This is a genomic window from Aerococcaceae bacterium DSM 111021 (assembly GCA_020112395.1).
In the GTDB taxonomy this organism is placed as follows: domain Bacteria; phylum Bacillota; class Bacilli; order Lactobacillales; family Aerococcaceae; genus Ruoffia.
This window is the reverse complement of sequence record JACCEK010000001.1, coordinates 429,993-456,080: the sequence shown is the minus strand read 5'-3', so window position 1 is coordinate 456,080 and position 26,088 is coordinate 429,993. Positions and strand designations below refer to the sequence as shown.

At 34.1% G+C, this 26,088-nt stretch carries 22 protein-coding genes; 19 read left to right on the top strand and 3 right to left on the bottom strand.

The features are described from left to right. The first annotated feature begins 248 nt into the window (after window positions 1–248). From HYQ40_02150 to HYQ40_02130, 5 genes are all read left to right on the top strand, one after another. The gene (locus HYQ40_02150) at window positions 249–998 is read left to right on the top strand and encodes a cell wall-active antibiotics response protein (GenBank protein ID MBZ6526563.1); all 750 of its coding nucleotides are present in this window, start codon (window positions 249–251) and stop codon (window positions 996–998) included. Next, window positions 995–2,062, top strand: a complete 1,068-nt coding sequence (locus HYQ40_02145) for a sensor histidine kinase (GenBank protein MBZ6526562.1) — start codon at window positions 995–997, stop codon at window positions 2,060–2,062. Before HYQ40_02150 ends, HYQ40_02145 begins: the two co-directional genes overlap by 4 nt. Beyond that, the gene (locus tag HYQ40_02140) at window positions 2,059–2,688 is read left to right on the top strand and encodes a response regulator transcription factor (protein ID MBZ6526561.1); all 630 of its coding nucleotides are present in this window, start codon (window positions 2,059–2,061) and stop codon (window positions 2,686–2,688) included. The genes HYQ40_02145 and HYQ40_02140 overlap by 4 nt, the downstream gene beginning before the upstream one ends. Window positions 2,689–2,784: 96 nt before the next feature. Then, window positions 2,785–3,096, top strand: coding sequence for a Fe-S cluster assembly protein HesB (locus HYQ40_02135; GenBank protein MBZ6526560.1), 312 nt, complete (start codon window positions 2,785–2,787; stop codon window positions 3,094–3,096). 154 nt (window positions 3,097–3,250) lie between these two features. Next, window positions 3,251–5,434, top strand: coding sequence for a UvrD-helicase domain-containing protein (locus tag HYQ40_02130; GenBank protein ID MBZ6526559.1), 2,184 nt, complete (start codon window positions 3,251–3,253; stop codon window positions 5,432–5,434). A gap of 61 nt (window positions 5,435–5,495) precedes the next feature. On the opposite strand, the gene HYQ40_02125 is transcribed toward HYQ40_02130, so the two are convergent. Continuing rightward, window positions 5,496–6,485 (bottom strand): aspartate-semialdehyde dehydrogenase, encoded by a 990-nt coding sequence (locus tag HYQ40_02125; GenBank protein ID MBZ6526558.1) that lies wholly within the window; start codon window positions 6,483–6,485, stop codon window positions 5,496–5,498. Window positions 6,486–6,743: 258 nt separating this feature from the next. Here HYQ40_02125 and HYQ40_02120 point away from each other — a divergent pair, with 258 nt between their 5' ends. The 6 genes from HYQ40_02120 to HYQ40_02095 all read left to right on the top strand — a co-directional run bounded on the left by HYQ40_02120 (window position 6,744) and on the right by HYQ40_02095 (window position 13,794). Beyond that, window positions 6,744–6,890 carry a hypothetical protein gene (locus tag HYQ40_02120; GenBank protein ID MBZ6526557.1) on the top strand — a complete coding sequence of 49 codons (147 nt, stop codon included), beginning with the start codon at window positions 6,744–6,746 and terminating at the stop codon, window positions 6,888–6,890. Window positions 6,891–6,960: 70 nt separating this feature from the next. After that, entirely contained in the window at window positions 6,961–8,256 is a 1,296-nt protein-coding gene (gene lysA / locus HYQ40_02115; GenBank protein MBZ6526556.1) for a diaminopimelate decarboxylase, read from the top strand. 13 nt (window positions 8,257–8,269) lie between these two features. Then, window positions 8,270–9,166: a 4-hydroxy-tetrahydrodipicolinate synthase gene (locus HYQ40_02110; protein MBZ6526555.1), complete on the top strand. Its 897-nt coding sequence runs from the start codon at window positions 8,270–8,272 to the stop codon at window positions 9,164–9,166. A gap of 11 nt (window positions 9,167–9,177) precedes the next feature. Next, window positions 9,178–9,948, top strand: coding sequence for a 4-hydroxy-tetrahydrodipicolinate reductase (locus HYQ40_02105; GenBank protein ID MBZ6526554.1), 771 nt, complete (start codon window positions 9,178–9,180; stop codon window positions 9,946–9,948). Between the two features lie 365 nt (window positions 9,949–10,313). Continuing rightward, window positions 10,314–12,065, top strand: coding sequence for an ABC transporter ATP-binding protein (locus HYQ40_02100; protein MBZ6526553.1), 1,752 nt, complete (start codon window positions 10,314–10,316; stop codon window positions 12,063–12,065). Next, window positions 12,049–13,794, top strand: coding sequence for an ABC transporter ATP-binding protein (locus HYQ40_02095; protein ID MBZ6526552.1), 1,746 nt, complete (start codon window positions 12,049–12,051; stop codon window positions 13,792–13,794). The genes HYQ40_02100 and HYQ40_02095 overlap by 17 nt, the downstream gene beginning before the upstream one ends. 69 nt (window positions 13,795–13,863) lie before the next feature. Here HYQ40_02095 and HYQ40_02090 read toward each other — a convergent pair whose 3' ends face one another. Next, entirely contained in the window at window positions 13,864–14,559 is a 696-nt protein-coding gene (locus HYQ40_02090) for a histidine phosphatase family protein (GenBank protein ID MBZ6526551.1), read from the bottom strand. A gap of 172 nt (window positions 14,560–14,731) precedes the next feature. Here HYQ40_02090 and HYQ40_02085 point away from each other — a divergent pair, with 172 nt between their 5' ends. From HYQ40_02085 to holA, 4 genes are all read left to right on the top strand, one after another. Then, window positions 14,732–15,718: a YihY/virulence factor BrkB family protein gene (locus HYQ40_02085; protein ID MBZ6526550.1), complete on the top strand. Its 987-nt coding sequence runs from the start codon at window positions 14,732–14,734 to the stop codon at window positions 15,716–15,718. Next, the gene (locus HYQ40_02080) at window positions 15,705–16,898 is read left to right on the top strand and encodes a rod shape-determining protein RodA (protein ID MBZ6526549.1); all 1,194 of its coding nucleotides are present in this window, start codon (window positions 15,705–15,707) and stop codon (window positions 16,896–16,898) included. Before HYQ40_02085 ends, HYQ40_02080 begins: the two co-directional genes overlap by 14 nt. A 20-nt stretch (window positions 16,899–16,918) precedes the next feature. Continuing rightward, on the top strand, window positions 16,919–17,215 hold the full coding sequence (locus tag HYQ40_02075) for a glycine cleavage system protein H (GenBank protein ID MBZ6526548.1): 297 nt from the start codon (window positions 16,919–16,921) through the stop codon (window positions 17,213–17,215). Window positions 17,216–17,300: 85 nt separating this feature from the next. Continuing rightward, window positions 17,301–18,317 carry a DNA polymerase III subunit delta gene (gene holA / locus HYQ40_02070; GenBank protein MBZ6526547.1) on the top strand — a complete coding sequence of 339 codons (1,017 nt, stop codon included), beginning with the start codon at window positions 17,301–17,303 and terminating at the stop codon, window positions 18,315–18,317. An 80-nt stretch (window positions 18,318–18,397) separates the two neighbouring features. On the opposite strand, the gene rpsT is transcribed toward holA, so the two are convergent. Further along, window positions 18,398–18,649, bottom strand: coding sequence for a 30S ribosomal protein S20 (gene rpsT / locus HYQ40_02065; protein MBZ6526546.1), 252 nt, complete (start codon window positions 18,647–18,649; stop codon window positions 18,398–18,400). 252 nt (window positions 18,650–18,901) lie between these two features. On the opposite strand from rpsT, the gene uvrB reads away from it, so the two are divergent. From uvrB to pnp, 4 genes are all read left to right on the top strand, one after another. Further along, window positions 18,902–20,893 (top strand): excinuclease ABC subunit UvrB, encoded by a 1,992-nt coding sequence (uvrB, locus tag HYQ40_02060; GenBank protein ID MBZ6526545.1) that lies wholly within the window; start codon window positions 18,902–18,904, stop codon window positions 20,891–20,893. Between the two features lie 233 nt (window positions 20,894–21,126). Then, window positions 21,127–23,181, top strand: coding sequence for an acyltransferase (locus HYQ40_02055; GenBank protein ID MBZ6526544.1), 2,055 nt, complete (start codon window positions 21,127–21,129; stop codon window positions 23,179–23,181). A 161-nt stretch (window positions 23,182–23,342) separates the two neighbouring features. Beyond that, the gene (gene rpsO, locus HYQ40_02050; GenBank protein ID MBZ6526543.1) at window positions 23,343–23,612 is read left to right on the top strand and encodes a 30S ribosomal protein S15; all 270 of its coding nucleotides are present in this window, start codon (window positions 23,343–23,345) and stop codon (window positions 23,610–23,612) included. A 245-nt stretch (window positions 23,613–23,857) separates the two neighbouring features. After that, window positions 23,858–25,960, top strand: coding sequence for a polyribonucleotide nucleotidyltransferase (gene pnp, locus HYQ40_02045; protein MBZ6526542.1), 2,103 nt, complete (start codon window positions 23,858–23,860; stop codon window positions 25,958–25,960). Window positions 25,961–26,088: the final 128 nt, after the last annotated feature.

The window sequence follows — 26,088 nt, the reverse complement described above, 5'->3', positions numbered from 1 at the left end:
GAATCTGTACATCGCTGTTCGCTCCTTAGAACTTATATACGCAAAGTCGACCTCAACTCTACCGTACCTCACTTTAAGTGAAAGCAGGTGACTATAACGCATCATTATTAAACTGTTCTTGCCGCAGAAATATAACGATTTATTTTATTTTTACATACTGATGTATTTTGGGCTATATTAAAATTAAGGAAGATTCTTTTTTTACTCAGGAATCTGTTATAATATTTCTAGAGAACAGAGGTGTTTTTATGCAAAAATTTTTGAAACAAAACATTTTTATTGTATTTTCAATTAGTCTTGTCATTATTTTATTTGATATATTGTTAGATTGGAAAACTTTTGGACTCGTTGGACTTTCCTTTATTTTTTTTATTTTCGGATTATTTATTGGAAATCGGATTATTAGACTACTTATATTTGTTGCTGGATTATTTTTATTAATACTTAGTTTGCTTTTGATTCGATCAATCTGGGTATTGTTACTAGCAATAGTGTTATTCTTAATATTATTTAAAAGTAAGGACGGCAATGAATTAATACACTTTAGAGATGCTTTAATCCTGCCTAAGAAAACTGAAAGTAATTATTATGGTATTCAACTTATTGAACCTCAGAGTGAGCAAAGAACGATATTAAAACAAGAATCAATATTCGAATCTTACAAAGAGAAGATGTTGAATTACGAATGGGATGATGTAAATATCGTTATGTTCGGAGGCAGTCATATTTTAGATTTTGGAAATACTATTTTACCTCAAGGTGAAACAACCATCGTGATCAGAAAGATGTTCGGTCGAACACGGTTGATAATCCCAAATGAAATTGGAGTGAAGTTAAATATCAGTACGATTTCTGGAGGGGTTGTTTTTGAATCGCAGAGATACTCTTTAACTGCTGACAATTTCCGTTGGATGAGTCCAGATTATAGTAATTCAAATCGAAAAGTTAATGTGATAATATCGGTTACGTTCGGAGATGTTGAGGTGATTATATTATGAATTTCCGTTTATGGACACATTTATTCTTATTTCAATTTCTTAGCTTTACGACAGTTATCGTTATTATCTTTAGTTTATTAATTTATGAGTTAAAATTAATAACACTATCTGAAGTATTCACCGTTGAATTCTTCCAAATACCAGTTTATCTAATTATACTCGCATCTATCTTAACATTGAGTATTGTGCTTGCTATTATACTAACTGTGGCTTTAAGTTCGCCATTTGAACAAATTAGAGCTCGAATAAACTGGTTGTTATTAGGTAAGTATCAAAATGAAATTTTTCGCAAAGAATTGCAAGGAGGCAATTGGTTTGACGCTTCACGACAAACTTCGAAAGATATAAATCGTTTACGAGATAAGATTGTTGAATTATCCTCGGACTTACAAGAGTACACTGCTGCTCCTGTTTTTGTTGGTGAAGATACAAAAGAAGAAATTATAGAAAATGAACGAAACAGAATTGCTCGAGAGCTACATGACTCGGTTAGCCAGCAACTTTTTGCTGCAACAATGATGATATCAGCTATTAGTGATGTTACTAAGAGAGAAGAATTGCCTATATATGATTCAGTTATTCGAGTCGAAGAAATTATAGGTAATGCTCAGACTGAAATGCGAGCTCTATTATTACATCTGAGACCTGTAGATTTGTTGGATCAAAGATTGGATCAAGGTATTAAACACCTATTACAAGAATTGGATACTAAGATACCTATGGAAATCCACTGGAGTCTAGCACCAGTTAAAGTTGATAGTGGAATCGAAGATCATCTATTCCGTATTGTCCAAGAAGCGATGTCTAACACAATGAGACATTCAAAAGCGACAAAATTCGAAATCTATTTAACTCAAGATATCCATTCCATTCAATTGAAAATCATTGATAATGGTCAAGGTTTTGATGTGAAAACAGCTAAACAAAAAGGAAACTATGGACTTCGTAATATGGAAGAACGTGTTAAAAGTCTAGGAGGAACGTTGAATCTAATTAGTTCGAATGGCAAAGGGACATCTATAGATATACAAATACCAATTTCGAAAAGAGAGGTTAATTTATGATTAAAGTATTACTAGTGGATGATCACGAGATGGTGCGTTTAGGTGTATCATCTTATCTAAACGTACAACCAGATATCCAGGTTATAGGTGAAGCTGAGAACGGATTAATGGGTTATCACCATGCACTTGATTTAAAACCAGATATCATCTTGATGGATCTCGTTATGGACGTGATGGATGGCGTTGAATCAACACAGAAGATAATGGAAGAGTGGCCCGAAGCAAAGATAATTATTGTCACATCTTTTATCGATGATGAAAAAGTGTATCCTGCAATTAAAGCGGGAGCGAAAAGTTATTTATTAAAAACGTCATCGGCAAGTGAAATTGCCGATGCAATTCGTGCAACTTACGGTGGAGATACAGTGATGGGACCCGAAGTGACGAGCAAGTTATTAGAATATGAAGATAAGTCACGACAAAAACAAGCACATGATGATTTAACAAATCGAGAATTAGAAGTATTACTTTTAGTATCTAAGGGATATACGAATCAAGAAATTGCCGATGAGCTATTTATTACATTAAAAACAGTAAAAACGCATGTTTCAAATATATTATCAAAGCTTGAAGTGAATGATCGAACACAAGCAACAATATATGCTTATCAGCATGAACTTGTTTAATAATCAAAAAAGTGGTTATTGTCATAAAAGTCATTTATACTTTAACTAAAGATATTTATAAAGGAGGAAGTGACTTTTTTAGTCGCGCACATACATATGGAATTAATTATTGAAGATAAAGCAATCAAGTGGTTCGAAGAAGAAGTGGGTCGTGCTGAGGGTGCAGGGATTCGATTTAAAGCAATGATTTATGGAAGTAGTCCCGTACATGAATCATTTGCTCTACAAATTGAACCATCTGAACCACGTTCTACACTTGTAGAGTTTACTTCAGAGAATGGTTTATTATTCTTTGTTGAGAAAGATGATGAATGGTTTTTCCGAGAGCATGATTTAGTTGTATCTTTTAATGATGAATTAAATGAACCAAAATACATCTATCGCAAAGATGGCGTGGATTTAAACTAATATTTACCAGAATTTAATTAACGTTATAGCTATCGTTAACTGCTTTTTAGCTAACGGTAGCTATTTTGTTGTTGCTTTATATCGCTAATCAGTATAAGATAGCTATCCGGCAATTTCGCAACAAGATACAGTAAAGAAAAGGGGAATGTAGTATATGACTCAGAACAGTACGCATGATTACGAGAAAGAATTTGCTTTTGAAGCTGATTATTTAGACTTTGTATACAACAAAATGTTACAAAGCCGAGAAGAGTTAACAGCATTTATAAAAGAAGCACGTGAAGATGGTCTTGCTTTTGTTCAAAAGATGTCCGAAGATGTTAGAATTGATTTCAGTAGTTTTGCTGACAATATGGATACTTTCTCGACAATTGAGATGAAGAACAGAGAAATAGACCAAATGAATTCTAGAATTATATCTTCTGAAAGGATATTAGAGAATGTACATAGATCGCTTGAAGCCCCATATTTTGGAAAAATAAACGTTGATTTTTTAGATGGAGAAGCGGCAGAATCATTCTATATTGGAATTAATAGTTTTGGCGATGATAATAATGAAAAGTTTGTATATGATTGGCGTTCACCTATAGCGGAATTATTTTATAATAATACAACGGGCGAATCCTCGTATGTGGTAAATGACCATACAATAGACGTTGAAATCGATAAACGTAGACAATTCGTTATTGAAAAAGATACTTTATTGAAGTTTTTTGATACATCAGTTGCTATACAAGATGATGTGCTATTAGAAGCATTAGAACAGGATAGTTCTAACTTGATGCAAGATATTACATCAACGATTCAAAGTGAACAAAATGTTATTATTCGTGACACCCAGCATCCCATTATTTTAGTCAATGGTGTTGCAGGAAGTGGAAAAACATCTACAATTATGCAACGTATAGCTTATTTACTTTATTCGTATCGTAAAGAAATAACATCGGATAATATCTTAATCCTTTCACCAAATGAGCATTTTGTATCGTATATTTCGAATGTTTTACCTTCCTTGGGAGAGAGAACACCTTTAAATATGACACTCCTTCAATTCGTTGATAAAAACTTAACGTTGAAGCTTGAAAGTGAACAAGCATATTTCCATCGTATTAGTCAACATGATGTACCTCAACAAACTGAAATTATTCGCAATGAATCTTTTGTTGATTTTATTGATAATGCTGAGGAGTTAATTTTGAATCAGATGGATTTTTTTGAGCCAATATTACGTAAAGACAAAGTAATTGTCTCACCTAATAGGATATTAAGTACTTTTAAAGAAACGCCGGACAGCTCACCGCTAATTGTCCGTATGCAAGCAACTAGACAGTTGTTAGCAAGTAATTGGCAAAGAAGAATGACAAAACAAGCTAAGAAAACAACGATTATTGATAGAGTTATGTCCTTACCAGAATCTTTACAGCAAAAGTTCTTTAATGAATTAATCACTGATGATTCAGAACATACAATTAATAAATATGCGAATAGGTACGTGCGTATTCAATACAGTAAAGTAACGCGAGAACTGAATGATTTATCATGGATTAATTTACGAGCTATATTTTCAAATTTATATACTCAATATACGAATGAAGAGTATCAATTCAATCAAGATGGAACAGTGAATATGGATGAGGGAGTAGTCATGCTATACATCTATAATCGATATATCGAAAAGATAGCTATACCAAAAATGAAATTTGTTTTAGTTGATGAAGTTCAAGATTACACAGCAGCACAAATTAGATTATTAGCTAGTCTATTCCCGAGAAGTGCGTTTACTATGGTTGGGGATGAGAACCAAGCGATTTTTAATGCTAACATTCAGTTTAATGATATTATAGCTAACTTCTCAAGTCGATCAGAACAAGTTAAACTATACCAATTAGTTAACAGCTACCGTTCAAGTGGATCAATAACTAGACTATTCAACCGCCTAGCAACGAATAATGAATCATGGGAAATAGTACCAATCCGCCCAGCTGGAAGTGAACCAAAGATGTTTGAAATTAATACATCTGAAGATTATTTAAATCTACTTAAAGATATCAATCATGAATTAGACGAAATGAAATTAACCATTATTACAAAAACAATGGAAGAGGCTGAATATCTCGAGGCTTTAATCGACAAAAAACAACTCGAAAAGTTAAATATGAATGTTATACCTATTAGTTTGTCGAAAGGATTAGAGTTTGATAATGTTTTAATTCATAATGCATCAGACGATAATTATATGACACAACGTGATAAACGAATTTTATATACTGCTAGTTCTAGAGCTATGAAAAATCTTTACATCACTTATAAAAATAAGTTAACAGATATATTCAAGTAAGCAACAAAAAAAACGACACAATTGCCTTTTTTAAGAGGTGAATGTGTCGTTTTTAATTTTATTATATTATTTCGCGTTTGATAAGAGACTCAGCAATTTGAACAGAGTTTGTTGCCGCTCCTTTACGTAAATTATCAGCAACAACAAACAGATTTAATCCATTTTTTACTGATTCATCACGGCGAATTCGTCCAACATATACATTGTCTGTTTCTTCTGCAACAGATTGTAGAGGGTAATCTAATTTTTCGGGGTTGTCTGCAAGAATTACACCGTCAATGTTTCCGATCTCAGTACGAATTTGTTTAATATCAAATTCTTTTTCTAATTCAATATTTATTGAGACACCATGGGATGTTTTGATAGGAACACGTACTGCAGTTGCAGTTACAGGTAATGAAGCTTTACCTAATATTTTACGTGTTTCGTCAATCATTTTTTGTTCTTCTTTTGTATTTCCGTTTTCAAGAAAGACATCAATTTGTGGGATAACAGTTTTGTTAATTTCATAAGGGAACGTATTCCTTGTTCCGTTCTCTAAATCACTGATTCCATCACGCCCAGCCCCTGAAACTGCTTGGTAAGTACTATAAACCACGCGTTTGATACCATAATTATCTTGTAATGGTTTCAAAGGAACAACGGATTGGATTGTAGAACAGTTTGGATTCGCAATGAGCTTATTATCTTTTGTTAGAACATCTGCATTAACTTCAGGCACTACAAGCGGAATGTCTTTATCCATTCGCCATGCAGAACTATTATCTATAACAATGACTCCATTTTTCGAAGCAATAGGGGCATAATGTTTAGAGGTCTCACCACCAGCAGAGAAAATCGCGATTTGAATTGGAGCTTTCAAAGCGTCCTCTGTTAACTCTTGTATAGTAACGTCTTCACCATTGAATTGAATTGCTTTACCAGCAGAGCGACTCGAAGCAAATAAGCTTAGTTGACTGACTGGGAATTGACGTTCCTCTAATACTTGTACGATTTTACGACCAACTACGCCTGATGCGCCAACAACGGCAACATGATATTTTTTATTCATAATTGGCTCCTTTCATTATTTGTGTTTATGAACGATAACTGAATGATTAAATAGTGAAGCACTCTTTAATTTCAGAATATACTCATTAAACTTAAGCATTCTTGCTTTAAAAGTCAAGTTAAAAGTAGAAAAAGCTAATAATTCACAAAGTTATTTTAATCATATCTTAATACTGTTGACATTGTTATATACCATTGTTATAGTATATTTAAGTTATAGAGGTATTGTGCGAGGCGCGGTTGACAAGAGTACACGTATGTGGAAAGGGGAAATCGCCGAAACGACATTCGTTGGGGACTGACTTTAAGAGGTTGGTCACTGTTATTATCAAATAGCCAAAGTGATAATAAGGTGCAATCAATTACCGGGCAAAAGGATACGTCATCTCAAATCAATGTTGATTGATTAGTGAAAGCGACCACGAACCTTTTGTTCGTAGTCGCTTTTTGTTTACTTTTATTTAGGGAGTGTTTTAATGCAATTAGAATCGTATCAATATATTGAGAATAATGAGCTTGTTCATTCGAATCATAAGTATTCAGATTTAGCTCAACAGTATGGAACGCCACTTTATATTTTTGATGAGGAAAGTTTTAGAGATCGAGTGTTTAATTTTAAGGCAGCATTAGAGAATCCGTACTTTGAGACTGAGTTGTTATTCGCATCGAAGTCAGTATTAACACTAGCCATCGCAAAGTTAATAGGTGAATATGGAATTGGACAAGATGTTGTAAGTGCAGGGGAGATTTTCACAGGAAAAAAAGGTGGAGTTGATCCATCTAAGATGTACTTTCATGGTAATAATAAACTGGATGATGAGCTTGCATACGCAGTTGATCAACAAGTAGGTACTATCGTTATTGATAATCAAATGGAAGCGGAACGCTTACATGCTATATTGAAGCAAAAAGGTAAGAAACAACGAGCATTACTCCGACTTAATCCAGGAGTTGAAGCACATACACACGAATATATTAAGACAGCTAGTTTAGATTCAAAATTTGGTGAAAGTGTCTTTGACGAACACATTGAAGATATCATTAAGAAAATTTATGATATGGAAAATATTGAATTAGCTGGATTGCATTGCCACATAGGGAGTCAGATTTTTGATTCGGATTCTTTCTTAAAAGCAGCTGATGAGATGATTTTATTTGCTCATCGTATTCAGAAAAATTTAGATATACCTATTAGAGAGATTAACTTTGGTGGAGGATTTGGGGTTTATTATACTGAGGAAGATACACCATTTGATATTGCAGGTTTTCTACCCAAATTTATTCAACATGTCTACGCTAAAACTAAGGAATTAAATATTAAGTTAGAAAAGGTAACGATTGAACCTGGTAGATCTTTAGTAAATAATTCTGGAAGCACATTATATACTATAGGAGACATCAAACAAACTGTGGGTGGGAAACAATATGTCTTTATTGATGGTGGTATGACTGATAATATCAGACCTGCTTTATACCAGGCTGAATATGAAGCTGTATTACCAAATAAAGTAAACAAAGCACTGGAAGAAAATTACACAGTTGCGGGTAAAGCGTGTGAGAGTGGAGACGTCGTCATTAATGATATTAAGTTACCTCGTGCCAAAACAGGAGATTTATTATTAGTTAACGGTACTGGAGCTTACAATTATTCTATGGCGAGCAATTATAATCATATGCCTATCCCAGCAATGATACATATTGATGGACAAAAAAGTTACTTAACAGTCAAACGTCAATCATTTGAAGACATTATAGCGAATAATATTTTATAGGAGGATATTCATAATGAGTATTTACGAAGGATCAGCTGTTGCATTGGTTACACCATTTGTAGAGAATACGACCGATATCGATTGGCGAGCTTTTGAAAGTTTATTAGATTTTCATCTTGAAAATAATACAGATGCTTTAGTTATAACTGGAACTACAGGTGAAAGTTCAACGTTATCAGATGAAGAGCAGATTGAACTTATTAAGTTTGCAGTAAAACATGTTGATGGTAAGTTGCCACTTATTGCAGGTACAGGGATTAATGATACACGCCATGCGATAAAGTTAAGCCAACAAGCTGAAAGTGTGGGGGCAGATGCACTGCTAATCGTCACCCCATATTACAATAAAGCGTCGTATGACGGTATGTTAGCTCACTTTCACGCCATTGCAGATGCGGTTACAGTTCCAATTATTCTATATGATGTTCCTTCTAGAACAGGTACATCTCTGACACCAGAACAAGTTGGTATATTATCGGAACATCCTAATATAGTTGCCTTGAAAGATGCTGTGGGAAACTTAGACTATACACGAGCAGTGCTTGATATTGTGCCTGAAGACTTTGCTGTTTATTCAGGTAATGATGATTTAAATTACGATATTATTGCTATGGGTGGTAAAGGCGCTATTTCAGTAACTGCAAATATTTTACCAAAAGAAGTACATGATCTATGTCGTCTCACTTTAGATAAGCATACAGAAGAGGCGCAGCAATTGAATTATAAATTAGAAGATATCAATCGTGATCTTTTTGCTGAAGTAAATCCAATTCCAGTTAAATATTTAGTTCATTTAATGAATCGTTGCGCATTAGCGTACCGCTTACCGATGGTGCCTCCGTCAAAAGAAGTAATAGAGATATTGGATACATACTCTGAGTTAATTCAGCCATATACTGTAGAGAGATAGGTGCGTTAATTATGAAAATTATTCTTATTGGCTCTGATGGTGCTATGGGGAAAGTAGTCATTAACTTAGCATCAGAATTAGACTACACTGTTGTTGCAGGCTTACAAGCTAACAAACAAACTGTGACATCCTTGCCGGTTGCGACAGATTTCAATGAACTTACAGAGTTAATGAATCAATTAGATATTAAACCAGATGTTATCATTGATTTTTCTACTCCAAAGCTAACAGATAACTTACTGACTTTTGCACTAGAACATAATCTACCAATTATGCTTGCTACAACAGGTCAGACACAAGAGCAAGAAGCGTTAATAACGAAAGCTGGAGACCAGATTGCTATACTTGACACTCATAATACAAGTATCGGTGTTAATGTAATGCAACGTGTATCACAACAGCTTAGCGAAATATTATATCCATTAGGTTATGATATTGAAATAATTGAAAAACATCACCGATATAAGAAAGACGCACCGAGTGGAACAGCAAAAATGTTACTACAATCAGTTGCAGAAGGTATGGCAGAAGGCGCAACACATATTTATGGACGTGAAGGTGTTGGTGAAGCTAGAAATCATCAAGAGATTGGAATACATGCTATTCGTGGCGGCGATATTGTGGGAGAACACACAGTGCTCTTCGCAAATAATCAAGAGACGATTGAATTAACTCATCGAGCAGGATCCAAAGAATTGTTTGCCAGAGGAGCAATTGCAGGAGCAAGATTTTTAAAGACTCAATCAATACCTGGTATCTATTCAATGAATGATATATTTTAATTTATGTAAGTAGGCTTCGCTTTTAAGCGAAGTCTATTTTTTTATTAATTAAATTAAATAATGATTAAAATCTTCTTTACTTTTAGAAAGACATCGTGTAATCTTAAATTTGTAAAAACTATGAGAGGAGAATGTCAGATGAAACAAGTAGTGCAAATACCATCAAAGATATTTATAATGACATCACCTTTAATAGTTCATAATGTTGGGAATTACATTTAGACAAGCAAAATTTATGTTGTTTATTTTTGTAATTATAAAAAACCCCGGTATTTTGTGAGCCCTTTCTTGTGGTGATAAAATACCGGGGTTTTTTGTGCTATTTGAAGGTTATATCAATGAAAATTAATGAGAGTAGGAGAAACATGCTTCAATCAATGTGGTCATATATTAAGAAACATCCTGTTCAATACATTGTTGGTGGTACAACAGCCGTTGTATCAAGTTTATTATATATCTTTCCTAATTATATTATCCAGTTATTTATAGATGATATCGTAACGAGTCAATTGACACAGAGTGGTCTGTGGCAATATCTAGCTTATTTTTTAAGTCTAATGGTCGTTATATATGCTACGGACGTGACGTGGGTTCTAATCTTATTTGGACAATCTTATCAATATCAAAAAGAATTAAGACAAACAGGGTTTAGAAGGCTCTTAGGATTCCGTTCTTTGTTCTATGAAGCATTTCGTTCAGGTGATTTAATGACTCGAATGACTTCTGATATAGATACAATGGGTATGTTGTTAGGTTATGGTTTAATGATTATTCTAGCTGATGGTGCAATGCTACTGAGTTTTCTTGCTGTGATGATTTTTACAATATCTTGGCAAGTAACGTTTGTTAGTTTAATACCATTAATTATTTTTGGGGTAATTATTTATTTTATTAGTAAAGAAGTCGACAAACGATATGATGCGATAAGAGATTCTGTTGCAGAATTAAGTAACGAAGTCTTAGAAGTGGTCGATGGCGTCAGAGTGATGCGTGCCTATGGGCGAAAAGATTTAGAACAGAAAAGGTTTCAAGAAAAAACTAAAAAAGTTGTGGATAAAGCAAACCATCTTGTGGTAGTAAACGGATTGTTTGGCCAAATAGCGAAAGTATTCGGTGGCTTAAGTATTGCGATTGGGCTTATGTATTGTAGTTATTTAGTTAATCTTGGGCAATTGTCTGTAGGGGAATTAGTCTCATTCCAATTATATCTGTCAATGTTGAACGGAACAATTTGGGGCATGTCTGAGATTGTAGTTATTTATCAACAAGGTAAAGTATCATTTAGTAAAATCAATGATTTAATTGAAGCGAGTGATCAAATGGAAGCAGACGGTCACTTAAGTTTAGAAGGCATTGATTCTATTGAGTTTAAAGACTATTCATTTAGTTACAATGGTGATAATAGTGAGACATTAAGCAAAATAAACTTCACTTTACATAAAGGGCAAACTTTAGGCATAGTCGGTAAGACTGGAAGTGGAAAATCAACAATTATACGACAATTATTAAGACAGTATCCGTTAAGTGATACAGGAAAAATTAGTATCAACGGGCATGTTATAAGTGATTTTAAGCGAGAAAGTTTAGAAGCAATGATTGGTTATGTTCCTCAAGAGCACATACTTTTTTCTCAAAGTATAAAATACAATATTTTATTTGGTAATCGAGAAGCGAGCGAGTCAAACGATTTAGAACAAGCCATTGAGCAGGCTTCGTTTACAAAAGACTTGAAACGGATGCCAGAAGGACTTTATACGCTAATTGGTGAAAAAGGTGTCGCAATTTCTGGTGGACAAAAACAAAGAGTTTCTATTGCGCGTGCATTAATTAAAGAGCCGGAATTATTAATATTAGATGATTCATTGTCTGCAGTTGATGCCAAAACTGAAAGAGCAATTATTGACAACATCCAAAGTTTGCGTGCTAATAAGACGAATATCATTGTGACGCATCGATTATCTGCGGTTAATCAAGCAGATATAATCATAGTAGTCGAAGATGGGCATATCATCGAACAAGGTACACCAAAAGAATTACTGTCCAGTTCTGGTTGGTATTTCCAACAATTCAAAAATCAACAATCAGAAGGGAGCTCTGACAATGAAAACATTTACTAGATTATTGAGTTATCTGCGCTATGAATGGGGATTAATTATATCAGGGTACCTATTACTTATTATTTCAACAGGATTATCAATTTATACACCGGTTATTGCGAGTCACATTATTGATTATGTCTCAGAACAAGTGTCTTATAATGCTTCAATTAATATGATATTAATTATGGAACAGTTTGGGTTGTTTTTAATCATTACGTTTATCTCAGCAATTCTCGGTTATATCGGTTATATAATGTTAGCCTACGGCTCGAACAAAATCAGCAAAGTAATCAGAGACGAAGCTCATGAACATATGCAAAAATTACCCGTGAGTTACTTTGATGATATACCGGCTGGGAAAATTGCTGCACGTATTGTTAATGATACAGAAGTATTAAGAGAAAATTTCTTTGCTAACTTTACAACACAAATACTCATTAATACTTTAACGATACTAGGTGTTTATATTGCTATGTTCTCAATTAGTCCAGTTATAGCATCGTGGCTATTGTTACTTCTTCCGATAATAATAGTATGGCAAGTGGCTTATTCAAAAAAGATTCAACCTATTAATAAATTATGGAGAGAATCAGTGAGTGATATTAATAGTAAAATTGCTGAAATTGTTCAAGGTGTTTCTATAGTTCAGCTGTTCAATCAACAAGAACATATGGATGATGAATTCGAAAAAATCAATCTAACTTGGATGGGCTCTAGAAAAGACTCTTTAAAGTATGAAGGATTCTTTACATGGAATTTATCCGGCTTACTTAAACGAATTGTGACTTTTTCTGTCATGTTATTTATTGGAACTCAGTTTACAAGTGGTATGTTATCTATATCAATTGGAACTTTGTATATTGTAATTAACTATGTTGATCGCTTATTTGATCCAATAACAATGATCATTCGTCTTCTAACTGTTCTACAGCAGGCTTTATCAGCTGGTATCCGTGTGTTTGAGTTAATGGATACACCCATAGAAAAAGATTCACCGAAGAAGTTAGTAATAACTCATGGCGATGTAGAATTTAAAAATATTACTTTTGCTTACAAAGAGGGTAATGATGTATTACATAATTTAAATTTCAAAGTGAGTGAAGGTGAAACAATCGGTTTAGTAGGCCATACTGGATCAGGTAAAAGCTCTATTATTAACTTGCTATTTAGATTTTATGATCCTCAACAAGGACAAATCATTATTGATGACCAAGTTATTGAAAATTATAATCGTGAAAGTATCCGAGAAAGAATGGGAATCGTATTACAGGAACCTTACTTATTCTCAGGGACGATTGCGACTAATATTAGTATGAATAATCCAGATATTACAGATGAGATGGTAATGGATGCATTAATCAAAGTTGGAGCAAAACCAATGATTGATAAAATGGAAAAGGGAATTCATGCTGAAGTAGTGGAGAAAGGCCAAGCTTTCTCATCAGGGGAAAGACAATTAATATCATTTGCCAGAACGTTAGCAAATAATCCGAAAATATTAATATTAGATGAAGCGACGTCACATATAGATACCGAAACTGAAGAAATCATTCAGCATGCAATGCAAGTTGTAAAAGAAGGGCGCACTACATTCATTGTCGCTCATAGGTTATCTACAATTAAAGATGCAAATCAAATTATTGTAATGAACAATGGACAAATTCAAGAACAAGGTACTCATACTGAGTTAGTAAATTTTGGCGGACTTTATACACAAATGTATCAAATGCAAGCTAAGATTTCATAAAAAAGCGCAAGAATTGTAATCGTACTTACAATTCTTGCGCTTTTAGTTTATCAGAATATCGTTAAGTGATTAATCATTTGCCGCGTCATCCGCGACATCTTTAAAGTGCTCCACTTGATTATATGCTAACATCTCAAAACGACCATGTTGATATTTAACAATTGATACCGATGCATTTTGTAAAGCATCTGTTTTATCAAAATCAGCAATCAAACCATCCAAAAGATTACGTATAGTCATACCATGACAAACGACTAAGATGTTTTGATCGGTACCAGCGTGACGATTTAATAACTTAAGTAAGCCGGATTCTACACGATTCCAAAATTCGGTGTAGTTTTCTGCAAAATGATACGGATCGACTTCTTTAAACATATTCATCAGATCTTGAATCTGAATATCACTACCTTCAGGTAAACCGTGTTTAATATTTACTCTTTGCTCAACTTCTGGCCAAACTTCTGCAGATGAAAGACCTTCAAATGAACCAAAGTGAACCTCTCGAAATTCTGGCATTTGTACAATTTCTAAATTCTCATTATATTTATTTTCTTCTAAAATAATTGAAGCTGTGTCAATGGTTCGTTTTAAATCACTCGTATAAACGGCATCAAATTCAATGTCTGCTAAACCACGACCACTACGATGAACGTTTTTTATACCTTCTTCTGTTAATAATGCATTTGACCAGCCTTGCATACGGCCATAAAAGTTAAAAAACGTCTCACCGTGGCGTACAAAATAAAATGTTACTCCTTTACTCATGCCTTACCTCCTAGTTATTCTGAATCCATTATACTAATAGAAATCAGTTGTGTCTAAGAAATCATATAAAAACGTTAAAATAGAGATTATTAAAGATTCTTAAAGTGCAAAGTGATATAATATGTGATAATCTTATGTAGTTACAAAAAATGAATTGAGAGGTCTGATATATATGGATCAACCTTCAGTATTTAAGCGACTTATAAAGACATTCCGAGCTAATGATGAACAGTTAGCCTTTGGTAGTTATGCTGCTGAATTGTCTTTTTACGTTATTTGGGCGTTGGTACCTTTGATGCTTGCGTTGTCAAACATTATTGCGATACTGCCGTTTTCAGAAGCTGAAATTATTAACGCAATTCAAATGGCATTGCCAGATGAAGTTGAAGTAGCGATTATACCTCTTTTAGAATCGTATTTAACAGGTACAAGTTCGGGCATATTCTCATTGGGTTTAATTATTTCGTTATGGCCAGCATCTAACGTATTTAATACATTTCAGCGTGTTTTAAATACAATTTATAAAACCGAACCAAGAAAAAACTTTTTTATCGCAAGATTATTTGCGTATGTATTTACCCTTGTTATTGTCATTGCTTTAGTCATATTTACCTTTGGCCTCGTATTCGGGGAAACAATTATTGACTATATTCAAGAAGTATTTGGAATTCAATTCTTTCTATTAGATTTCCTTGTAAATCAAGGTTGGATATTAGGGATTCTAGGGATATTTATCTTATTAATAGGAATATATCAATTTATGCCCAATGTTCAATGGCCAATTAAATATGCCATACCAGGAACTGTTTTTGCTTTATTAGGCTTTATATTAGTATCTCAGTTATTTAATGTTTATATGAGATTTGCTGGTGGAAATGTTGGCGGGGGAACGATTGGAGTATTTATGGTCGCGATAATATGGCTTTATCTGAATGCGATGGTGATTGCAATTGGAGCGTATATTAACGTATTCTACCATGACTTTAAAGAAAAAAGTTATTGGCAATTAGTAGAAGAAACAACGTCATATCAAACCTTTGTCTCTTATAGTGATAATTTTAAAAAGTCCGACTCACCTAAGAGCGGATTAACAAATAAGATATATAAAGATTTTACAAACCAAGCAACAAAGAAAGGTGAAATAAATGACATCCATTAGACAAATACGTCGAGATAATGAGAACCGTATCGATTACGGAATTATCTTAAACGTTATGGTCTTAGCAATCATTGGATTGTTAAGTGTATATTCAACAACAACGCTTATTGAAGGCGGTAGTATTGTACCAACATTACTACATGCTTTATGGTATGCAGTAGGTACAATAGCTGTCATTGCTACAATGCAATTAGACAGTGAGCAATACTGGAAATTATCCACTTACTTATATGGATTTGGGTTATTTCTATTAGTATTAGTATTGTTCTTTTACGATAGAGAATTAGCTGTGACGGGAGCGCGAAGTTGGTTAAGAATAGGATCTTTATCAGTTCAACCATCTGAGCTTTTCAAACCAGCCTATATTGTTTTCTTAGCACGCGTAGTAACTGAACATAATAATAAATATCCGAATAGAACATTAAAAACAGATTTTATTCAATTAGGTAAAATCCTCATGTTTGCTGCACCACCGATTATTCTAATTCAGTTGCAAAACGACTTAGGAACTAACCTAGTTATCATATCAATTACAGCAGGTTTGATTTTGCTATCTGGAATTAGTTGGAAAATTTTGGCGCCCATCGCAACAATAGTCATTGTTGTAGCAGGTGGTATAATTATTGTAGTAGCAAACTATCCAGACTTTTTAATTGATAATAATCTTGTTCAAGAATATCAAATTAACCGTATTCTAGACTGGTTACGTCCGTTTGAAAATACACAGGGTAGTGGGTATCAATTAGCACAAAGTATTAAAGCAGTAGGATCTGGTCAGTTGAGTGGTAAAGGATTTGGGGTATCCCAAGTTACTGTGCCTGTTCGAGAATCTGACTTTATCTTTACAACTATCGCTGAAAACTTTGGGTTCCTAGGAAGTTCAGTTTTATTATTTGTTTATTTTATTTTGATATATCAAATGGTTCAAACTTGTTTTAAAACACGTAATGAATTCTATTCATATATAGCTGCAGGGGTTATCTCAATGATTTTATTCCATATATTAGAGAATATTGGAATGGCTATTGGTTTACTACCAATTACTGGGGTTCCATTACCTTTTGTATCTCAAGGGGGATCCGCTTTATTAGGTAATATGATTGGGATAGGCTTAGTACTATCTATGAAGTATCATCACCGTAGTTATATGTTCGGGGCAGAAGACGATTTTAATTATTAAATTATGAAAGGTGATTATCTATGGAAGTATTAAATGAAAATTTATGGATAAAAGAAGAAAATGGTGTTGTAACAATTGGTTTAACTCCACAGTTACAAGATGAAGCTGGAGACATTACTTATGCTAACATTGCTTCTTTGGGAAGTATTGAGATTGATGATACACTTATTAATGTTGAAGCCTCTAAAGCTGCGATTGAAGTTCCTTCGCCTATTCAAGGTAAGGTAATTGAACGTAATGAGCTTGCGGAAGAGACGCCATCACTTTTAAATTCACCCGATGCTTTTAACAATTGGATTGTAAAACTTCAAAAGTAGGTTATGAGTCAACTTAAACGAATGTTACCCTGAAGATTATATCTTTGGTAATATTCGTTTTTATTTTATATGGAGGAGGGGCAAGATGGAATTTCAACAAGTAATACAACAGATAAATAGAAAACAAATAGATCCAGTTTATACAGTTTTAGGCAACGAGAACTACCTGAAAACTCAATTTATGGACGAATTATACCGACAATTAGGGGGTATTGATGTCTTAGATATCTCACGGATAGATTTACATGAAGTAACTGTTAATGATGTATTAGATGAAGCAGAAGTATTTTCTTTTTTTTCCGATTATCGAGTTTTAATTGTATCGAATGCCACGTTTTTGAATGCACAAAGCAAACAAAAGCTAAGTGATGCGGAACAGAAGCGATTAATTAGCTACATAGAAAATCCTAATACAGCGACGATTCTAATTTTTAATATCGAAAATTCATCATTGGATAAAAGAAAAAAACTAACCAAAAGTTTTAATAAACTAACGACAATGGTGGATATATCAGAGTTGGATGAAGGACAAGTTACTCGCTATATTCAATCGTATATTAATAACTTAGAGATGTCTTTTACCCGAGAAGCAGTTGATGAATTACTAATTAGAGTAAACTATCAACTAACTAATGCAATGACGGAAGTTAAAAAATTAGAAATATTAGGACAAACTGAAGGTAGAATCACCATTGATTCTGTTCGATCATTAGTTCCTCGTACACTAGAATCAGATGTATTCCAGTTAACGAATGCTGTAGCAAATAAAAATATTACCCAAGCAATTCAAATTTATCAAGATTTACTATTAATGAAACACGAACCCATTGCATTACATGCTTTAATGGTTTCCCAGTTTAGAGTCATGGTACAAACCCTTATATTAGGGAGACAAGGGATGAATCAAGCAGATATTGCAAAGCAACTAGGTATTCATCCATATCGAGTTAAATTAGCCATACAATCAGGCAGGTCTTTGCAACTAACTGAATTACTCAGTTTTTATGTTGAGATGGCAGAAGTCGATTATGGTATGAAGACTGGTGTAGGAGATAAAGAGACATACTTTTATATTCTACTCACTAAATTATCATCATTATAAAAACAAAAAAATACGAAAGTGAACCTATCATTGATAGTTCATTTTCGTATTTTTATAATTTCGATATAAAATCTAAATTATTATTTGATTAATTTTGCTAATGCAGATTTGTTGCGCGCTGCTTTGTTTGCGTGGATTAAACCTTTACCTGCAGTGCGGTCAATTTGTTTAGAAGCTTTAGCGAATAATTCATTCACATCACCTTCACCAGTTTCTACTGCATTACGTAATTCTTTAACTAATGAACGCATTTTCGAAACTTGTGCAGTATTACGTTGTTCTTTTACGCTTGTTTGACGAGCACGTTTAATAGCTGATTTAGAGTTTGCCATTGGTGTCACCTCTTTCTTACTGATTTCATTTGTCTAGTATATAAGCATTTGCTAACTTAGTCAACAAAAATTATTATACAATAAATTAGAAGATAGATGCAATGTTTTTTTGAGTATATTAAACTTAGATAGTAAAAAGAGTGCATAGCACACAGTATTATTTAAAATATTGAAGCAAAGAAGTAGAATTTTCAAGTCTAATGGAGTATTATAGCTTAAGCGAATAAATGTTCGGTTAATGAGGAGGCAGAAATGGATAAATTTAATTTAGTATCTAAGTATGAGCCAAATGGTGATCAACCTCAAGCAATTAAAGAGTTAGTTGAAGGATTAAATAAAGATGAAAAGGAACAGGTTTTACTTGGTGCAACGGGTACTGGGAAGACATTTACTATTGCTAATGTCATTCAAGAAGTGAATAAACCTACACTGGTATTAGCGCATAATAAAACGTTGGCGGGTCAACTGTATAGTGAGTTATTGGAGTTTTTCCCTGAAAATTCGATAGAATACTTTGTATCGTACTATGACTACTATCAACCAGAGGCTTATGTACCATCTTCAGATTCTTATATAGAAAAAGAAGCGATGGTTAATGACGAGATTGACAAATTACGACATTCAGCTTCATCGGCTTTGCTAGAACGACGAGACGTTATTGTCGTCGCATCAGTATCTTGTATTTATGGTTTAGTCGATCCAGAGATGTATAGAAATCAAGTGCTTTCTATCAGAAAAGGTCAAGAAATCTCACGTCAAGAAGTTTTACGTCAATTAATAGATATGCAGTTTGTAAGAAATGATATTGATTTTCAACGTGGAACATTTAGAGTTCGTGGAGATGTCGTCGAAATATTTTTAGCGTCACGAGATAGTGAAGTTATTCGTGTGGAATTCTTTGGTGACGAAATTGATAGAATACGTGAAGTAGATGTTATGACTGGAGAGATAAAAAATGATGTCGATCATTATCCAATCTATCCTGCTACTCACTTCGTGGCAGACCAAGATCAAACCTTACAAGCAGTAACAACAATTAAAGCAGAATTAGAAGAACGATTGGAAGAATTACGGTCTGAGAACAAATTATTAGAGGCACAGAGGCTAGAACAACGCACAACCTATGATTTAGAAATGCTTCTTGAGATGGGGTACTGTAATGGTATTGAGAACTATTCAAGACATATGGATGGACGTGCTCCTGGGGAACAACCTTATACATTAATTGATTTCTTTCCAGACGATTTTTTAATTGTTGTCGATGAGTCACATATGACAATGCCACAAATTCGAGGTATGTATAATGGTGACCGAGCGAGAAAACAACAATTAATCGATTATGGGTTTAGATTACCAAGTGCTTTGGATAATAGACCGTTAAGATTAGAGGAATTCGAGAAACACATCAATCAGATTATTTATGTCTCTGCGACGCCAGGACCTTATGAATTAGAGCATACTGATGACGAATATGTTGAACAAATTATTCGTCCGACAGGTTTACTAGATCCAATTGTTGAGGTACGTCCCATCAAAGGGCAGATTGATGATTTAATTCAAGAAATTAATAAACGGACTGAACGTAACGAGCGTGTATTTATAACGACATTGACGAAGAAAATGTCTGAAGATCTAACTGATTATCTTAAAGAATTAGATATAAAAGTGAAATACTTACACAGTGATATAAAAACACTAGAGCGAACAGAAATCATTCGTGATTTAAGATTGGGTATATTTGATGTTCTGATTGGAATCAACTTATTGAGAGAAGGAATCGATGTTCCGGAAGTATCACTTGTTGCGATTTTAGATGCGGATAAAGAAGGATTCTTACGGGGTGAACGAGCATTAATTCAAACAATTGGACGAGCGGCTCGTAATGAAAATGGGCAAGTCATTATGTATGCAGATAAGATGACAGACTCAATGAATAAGGCGATTGATGAGACAAGTCGACGTCGCGAAATCCAGATTGCTTACAATAAAGAGCATGGAATTACACCTAAGACAATCATAAAAGAGGTTCGTGATCTTATTAGAATTACTCATGATGTTGATAGTGAAGAGCAAGAAGAGAATATCTTGGCTCAATTTAAACAGCTATCACGACTTCAGCGTGAGGAAGAGCTTGATCGACTTGAGATGGAGATGCGTCAATACGCGAAGGATCTTAACTTTGAAGCTGCAGCAGATCTTAGAGATATTGTGATGGAACTTAAAGCGACTTTCTTTAAGCGATAATATTTAAGTAAAAGAACAAAATCATTGAACCTAATAGAGGTCTTGGGGTTTTGTTCTTTTTTCTTGTGATCATATCTGATTATCTAAATAGCTTAGTCGTTTGGTAAAATCGATGATATACTACTTATGAGAATAAAATATTAATTTAGATAAAATGAGATAAGTCCTTTTATAATAATAATGCTTAATATATAATTATTTATTGTGGATACACTTAATTAGGAGGTAATAAGATGCAACAAAAGAAGAGAATTCAAAGTTTTGATGGCTTAAAAGGATTAGCAATTATGGCTGTCGTTGCTTACCATTTATTCCCTTCCGTAATACCTGGTGGATTCTTTATGGTTAATACATTTCTTGTAATTGGAGGGTTCTTTTTTGCAAGAAACATCGAAAAAGTTCAACCAGTTACAGCATCAATTCAATGGAAAGCAATTGGAAAACATTTGTTACATACGATAGAGAGGTTATTTATACCTCTTTTATGGCTACTCATTTTTATCGTGGTAGGAATGTATCTAATCTATCCAATTGAATTGAGACATATACGGAGTGATATTTTCTCTGGTTTATTTTTTGTTAACAATATTTATCAAATTATTGCGGACAGATCATACTTTGTTCAGATGTCAGACTCATCGCCTTTTACACATCTTTGGTATAATGCAATTCATTTACAATCAGTTCTAATAGCAACAGGAATTATTTTGCTACTACAACGCTTAAAACTGACGATACCCTCTAAAGGGATTATTTGGTTGTTTATTGTATTACTAAGTCATGTAGCAATATTATTCTTGTATACCCCAGGCGATGATCCTACACGTGTATACTATGGGATAGAAACACGATTTGCATCATTCGCGATAGGTGTATCGGCGGCCTACATTACGCCTACAATATTGAATTTGTTTTACAAATCGCGGATAAAACTGTTTGTCTATAATCTGGTGGCAATATTGTCAGCAGCAGGAATGATTTGGATTGTGTTTACACAATCAGATCGGAGTGAAGCTACTTATCTGCTGTGGATGTCCGTATTTAATGTATTAAGTATGTTGCTAGTTTTTTCAATCACTGTAGGAGCACCTACAGTAACGAGTTGGTTAAGTCTTAAACCTTTTTATACAATCGGAAAACGGTCTTATTCATACTATCTATGGTATTACCCGATTATAGTACTTTATTTAACCTTCTACCGTGAGCTTGGAGAGAATATAGTAATCGTAAATATACTGTCTATTATTACTCTGGCAATAGTGGGAGAAGTATTTTACCGAGTTATTGAAAGTGGTGGAGTGAGAATATGGTTTGGTTCATCATTTAAATTAAAAGATGATGTTGAAGATATTGGACACATGATTGATCAAAGAAAGTTTTTACAACCTAAACTATTTATTTTTATTACGTATGTAGCGTTGATGGTCATCTTTGTTCGCGGACTCATTTATTCAGCTGATAATAAACGAGTCGCTTTGTTTGAATTAGAGTATCAATCATATCAAACTAAACCAAATTTATTAAAGACTGCATATCCATTAAGTCAGCCAATCATACAAGCTGAGGAAGGTTTGAAGATGGTGGATGACACATTCGAAACAACATTTGTAAGTGAATTAGAAGTTGAAGATCCGGTTGAGACATTACAAAATATTTATTTTGAACAACAAGTACTATCAGCTGAGCTTCAAGAATTAATCGAAGAAAATCAAGAAGTGTTTGATGAATTTGAGGAATATAATCCAATCGTTTTTGATGAATTAACGCCACAAGAATTGTTGTTTGCAACTGAAGTGCCTGTAACATTCTTTGGAGATTCAATTGCCTTGCACTTTACACCTAAGACAGATGAGATATTCTGGAATGGAAATATTTACGGACAAGGTAGTCTTCAATTATGGGATGCAAATGATATATTACAAGACATGGTTCGAGATGGAGAAGTTCAAGAGAACTTAGTGGTTGTACTTGGAACGAATGCTGGATTAGACCAAGAAGGTATGGATGAATTGATGTCTATAGCGGGTGAAGATAGAAATGTATTCTTCGTAAATACTAACTCACGTGTTATGCATATACAAAGTGTCAACGATACGATTAAAGATACTGCAAAAAAACACCCAAATGCGTATGAAGTTGATTGGTATAGTTACCAACAAGGTAATCCTGACTGGTATACTGAAGATGAAGTACATCATACTCCGGAGGGGATGGAACATTTTGCTGTTGTTGTCACTCAAACAATGTATGTTGAATTAGGTGAGTTGCAAAATGAAGAAATCGAGTAAATAATACTTGCATTTTAGTTACATTTCGGGTAAATTATATCAAGTAGTTATCTAGTACTTGAAAAAGTGTCTAGAAGCTATAAAGCACCTATGCTCAGTTCGGCGAATCACCAACGCTTTTCTTGGCATCAGGGATAAACTAGAGAAAGAGGTGAAATGAGATGGCTTTAACAAAAGAACGTAAAAATGAAATCATGAAAGATTTTGCTACTCATGAAGGAGACACTGGTTCTCCAGAAGTACAAATCGCTGTGTTAACTGCGGATATTAACTCGTTAAACGAGCATATCGGAGAGCACAAAAAAGATTTCCATTCATACCGTGGACTAATGAAAAAAATTGGTCACCGTCGTAACTTATTAGCGTACTTACGTAATAAAGACGTAGCACGTTACCGCGAATTAATCCAACGTTTAGGATTACGTCGTTAATATGCAATTCAACTTCCGTTTCAGTAATGAAATGGAAGTTTTTTTGTCGATTTTTATGTCATATTTCTTATTACACGCGATATTATAAGGATAATGTGCTAAACTATATAATGTGTGTTTTGGAAACTATCACTTTAGGGTAGTTCTACTATACAAGTATGAGTTTGCGACAATCATTGTGGTAAGTTGATATTTGTTTAGTAGTTCGCCAAAACATACAATTTAAAAATCAAAGGAGAGATATCATGTTCGAAAAACATGTTTTTGAAACAACTATCGGTGGACGTCCACTTTCAGTTGAGATTGGTGAATTTGCTCGCCAAGCCAACGGTGCAGTTTTAGTTAGATACGGAGATACAGTTGTATTATCAACAGCTGTAGCTTCTAAAAGATCTGTTACAGGAAACTTCTTTCCATTAACAGTAAACTATGAAGAGAAAAAATACGCAGTAGGAAAAATCCCAGGAGGATTTATTAAACGTGAAGGTCGTCCGTCAGAGAACGCCACTTTAACAGCACGTCTAATTGACCGCCCAATTCGTCCTATGTTCCCAGATGGAGTCCGTACTGAAATCCAAATTGTTAACACAGTTTTATCTGTTGATCAAGATTGCTCACCAGAAATGTCAGCAATGTTAGGTTCTTCACTTGCTTTAGGCGTATCAGATATTCCGTTCAACGGTCCAATTGCTGGCGTTAACGTTGGTCGTGTCGCAGGTGAACTTGTTATTAACCCAACTACAGAACAAGCAACGCAATCAGATATTCATTTAACTGTTGCGGGTACTAGCCAAGCGATTAATATGGTTGAGTCGAGTGCAGAAGAAGTTCCGGAAGATGAGATGCTAGAAGCATTATTATTCGGACATCGTGCAATTAAAGATATCAACGAATTCCAAGATAAAATCATCGAACAAATTGGTAAAGATAAATTTGAATTAACAATTGTACAGAATGATGAAGAAATTATGGAAGAAATTACGACTCGTTATCGTGAAGCAATGATCAATGCTATTAAAACTGAAGAAAAATTAGCACGAGAAGAAGCAATTGCTGAAGTTATGCAAGGTGCAGTTGCATACTACGAAGAGTTACACGTAGAAAATCCAGATGTAGATGAAGTACTTTCATCTGTTAATTCTGCTTTACAAGCACTTGAAAAAGATGTAGTTCGTCATTTAATTACAGCTGATCGTATTCGTCCTGATGGTCGTAAAGTGGATCAAATTCGTCCGTTAGCATCACGTGTTGGTATTTTACCACGTACTCACGGATCAGGCCTATTCACTCGTGGGCAAACTCAAGCTTTAACAGTAGCTACATTAGCTCCATTAGGAGAGCATCAAATTATTGATGGACTTGGTGTAGAAGAGTCAAAACGCTTTATTCACCATTACAATTTTCCTCCATATTCAGTTGGTGAAACTGGACGTATGGGTAGCGCTGGCCGTCGTGAAGTGGGGCATGGAGCTTTGGGTGAGCGTGCATTAGCTCAAATTATTCCTGATGAAGATGTTTTCCCATACACGATTCGTCTTGTGTCTGAAGTGTTAGAATCGAACGGTTCATCTTCTCAAGCAAGTATTTGTGCTGGAACATTAGCATTATTAGATGCTGGAGTGCCAATTAAAGCGCCTGTAGCTGGTATTGCGATGGGATTAGTTATGGCTGGCGATAATTATACGATTTTAACGGATATCCAAGGACTTGAAGACGCTTTAGGCGATATGGACTTTAAAGTAGCGGGTACTGAAAAAGGTATTACTGCGCTACAAATGGATATTAAAATTGAAGGAATCACGGAACAAATATTGGATGAAGCATTAGTTCAAGCTCGTCAAGCTCGACTTGCTATTCTTGAAGAAATTACTTCAACGATTTCTGAACCAAGAACGGAGTTAAGCCCATATGCTCCTAAGATTGAAATGATTCAAATTAAACCAGACAAGATCAAAGTAGTTATTGGTCGTGGTGGAGATACAATCAATAAGATTATTGATGAAACAGGCGTTAAAATTGATATTGATGACGAAGGTAATGTAAGTATTGCTTCTACGGATCAATCAATGATTAACCGTGCTAAAGAAATAATCGAACAATTAACACACGAAGTTAAAGCAGGAGAAATCTATGAAGGTACTGTTAAACGTATTGAAAAATTCGGTGCGTTTGTAGAGATTTTACCTGGTAAAGATGGTTTAGTTCATATATCTGAATTAGAACACCGCCGTGTTAATCAAGTAGAAGACGTATTAACACTTAACGATAAAGTAAAAGTTCGTGTTCAAGAAATTGATGACAAAGGACGAATTAACTTATCTCGTAAAGCTTTAATTGAAAAAGAATAGTTTATTTTATAAAGACAAGTCTCATAGAATGTGAGCTTGTCTTTTTTTATTTAATCCCATCTAAATATTGAGCAAGGAAGTGTAAAGATACACAACCATATTTCTTTTTACAATATAATGAAAGCAAT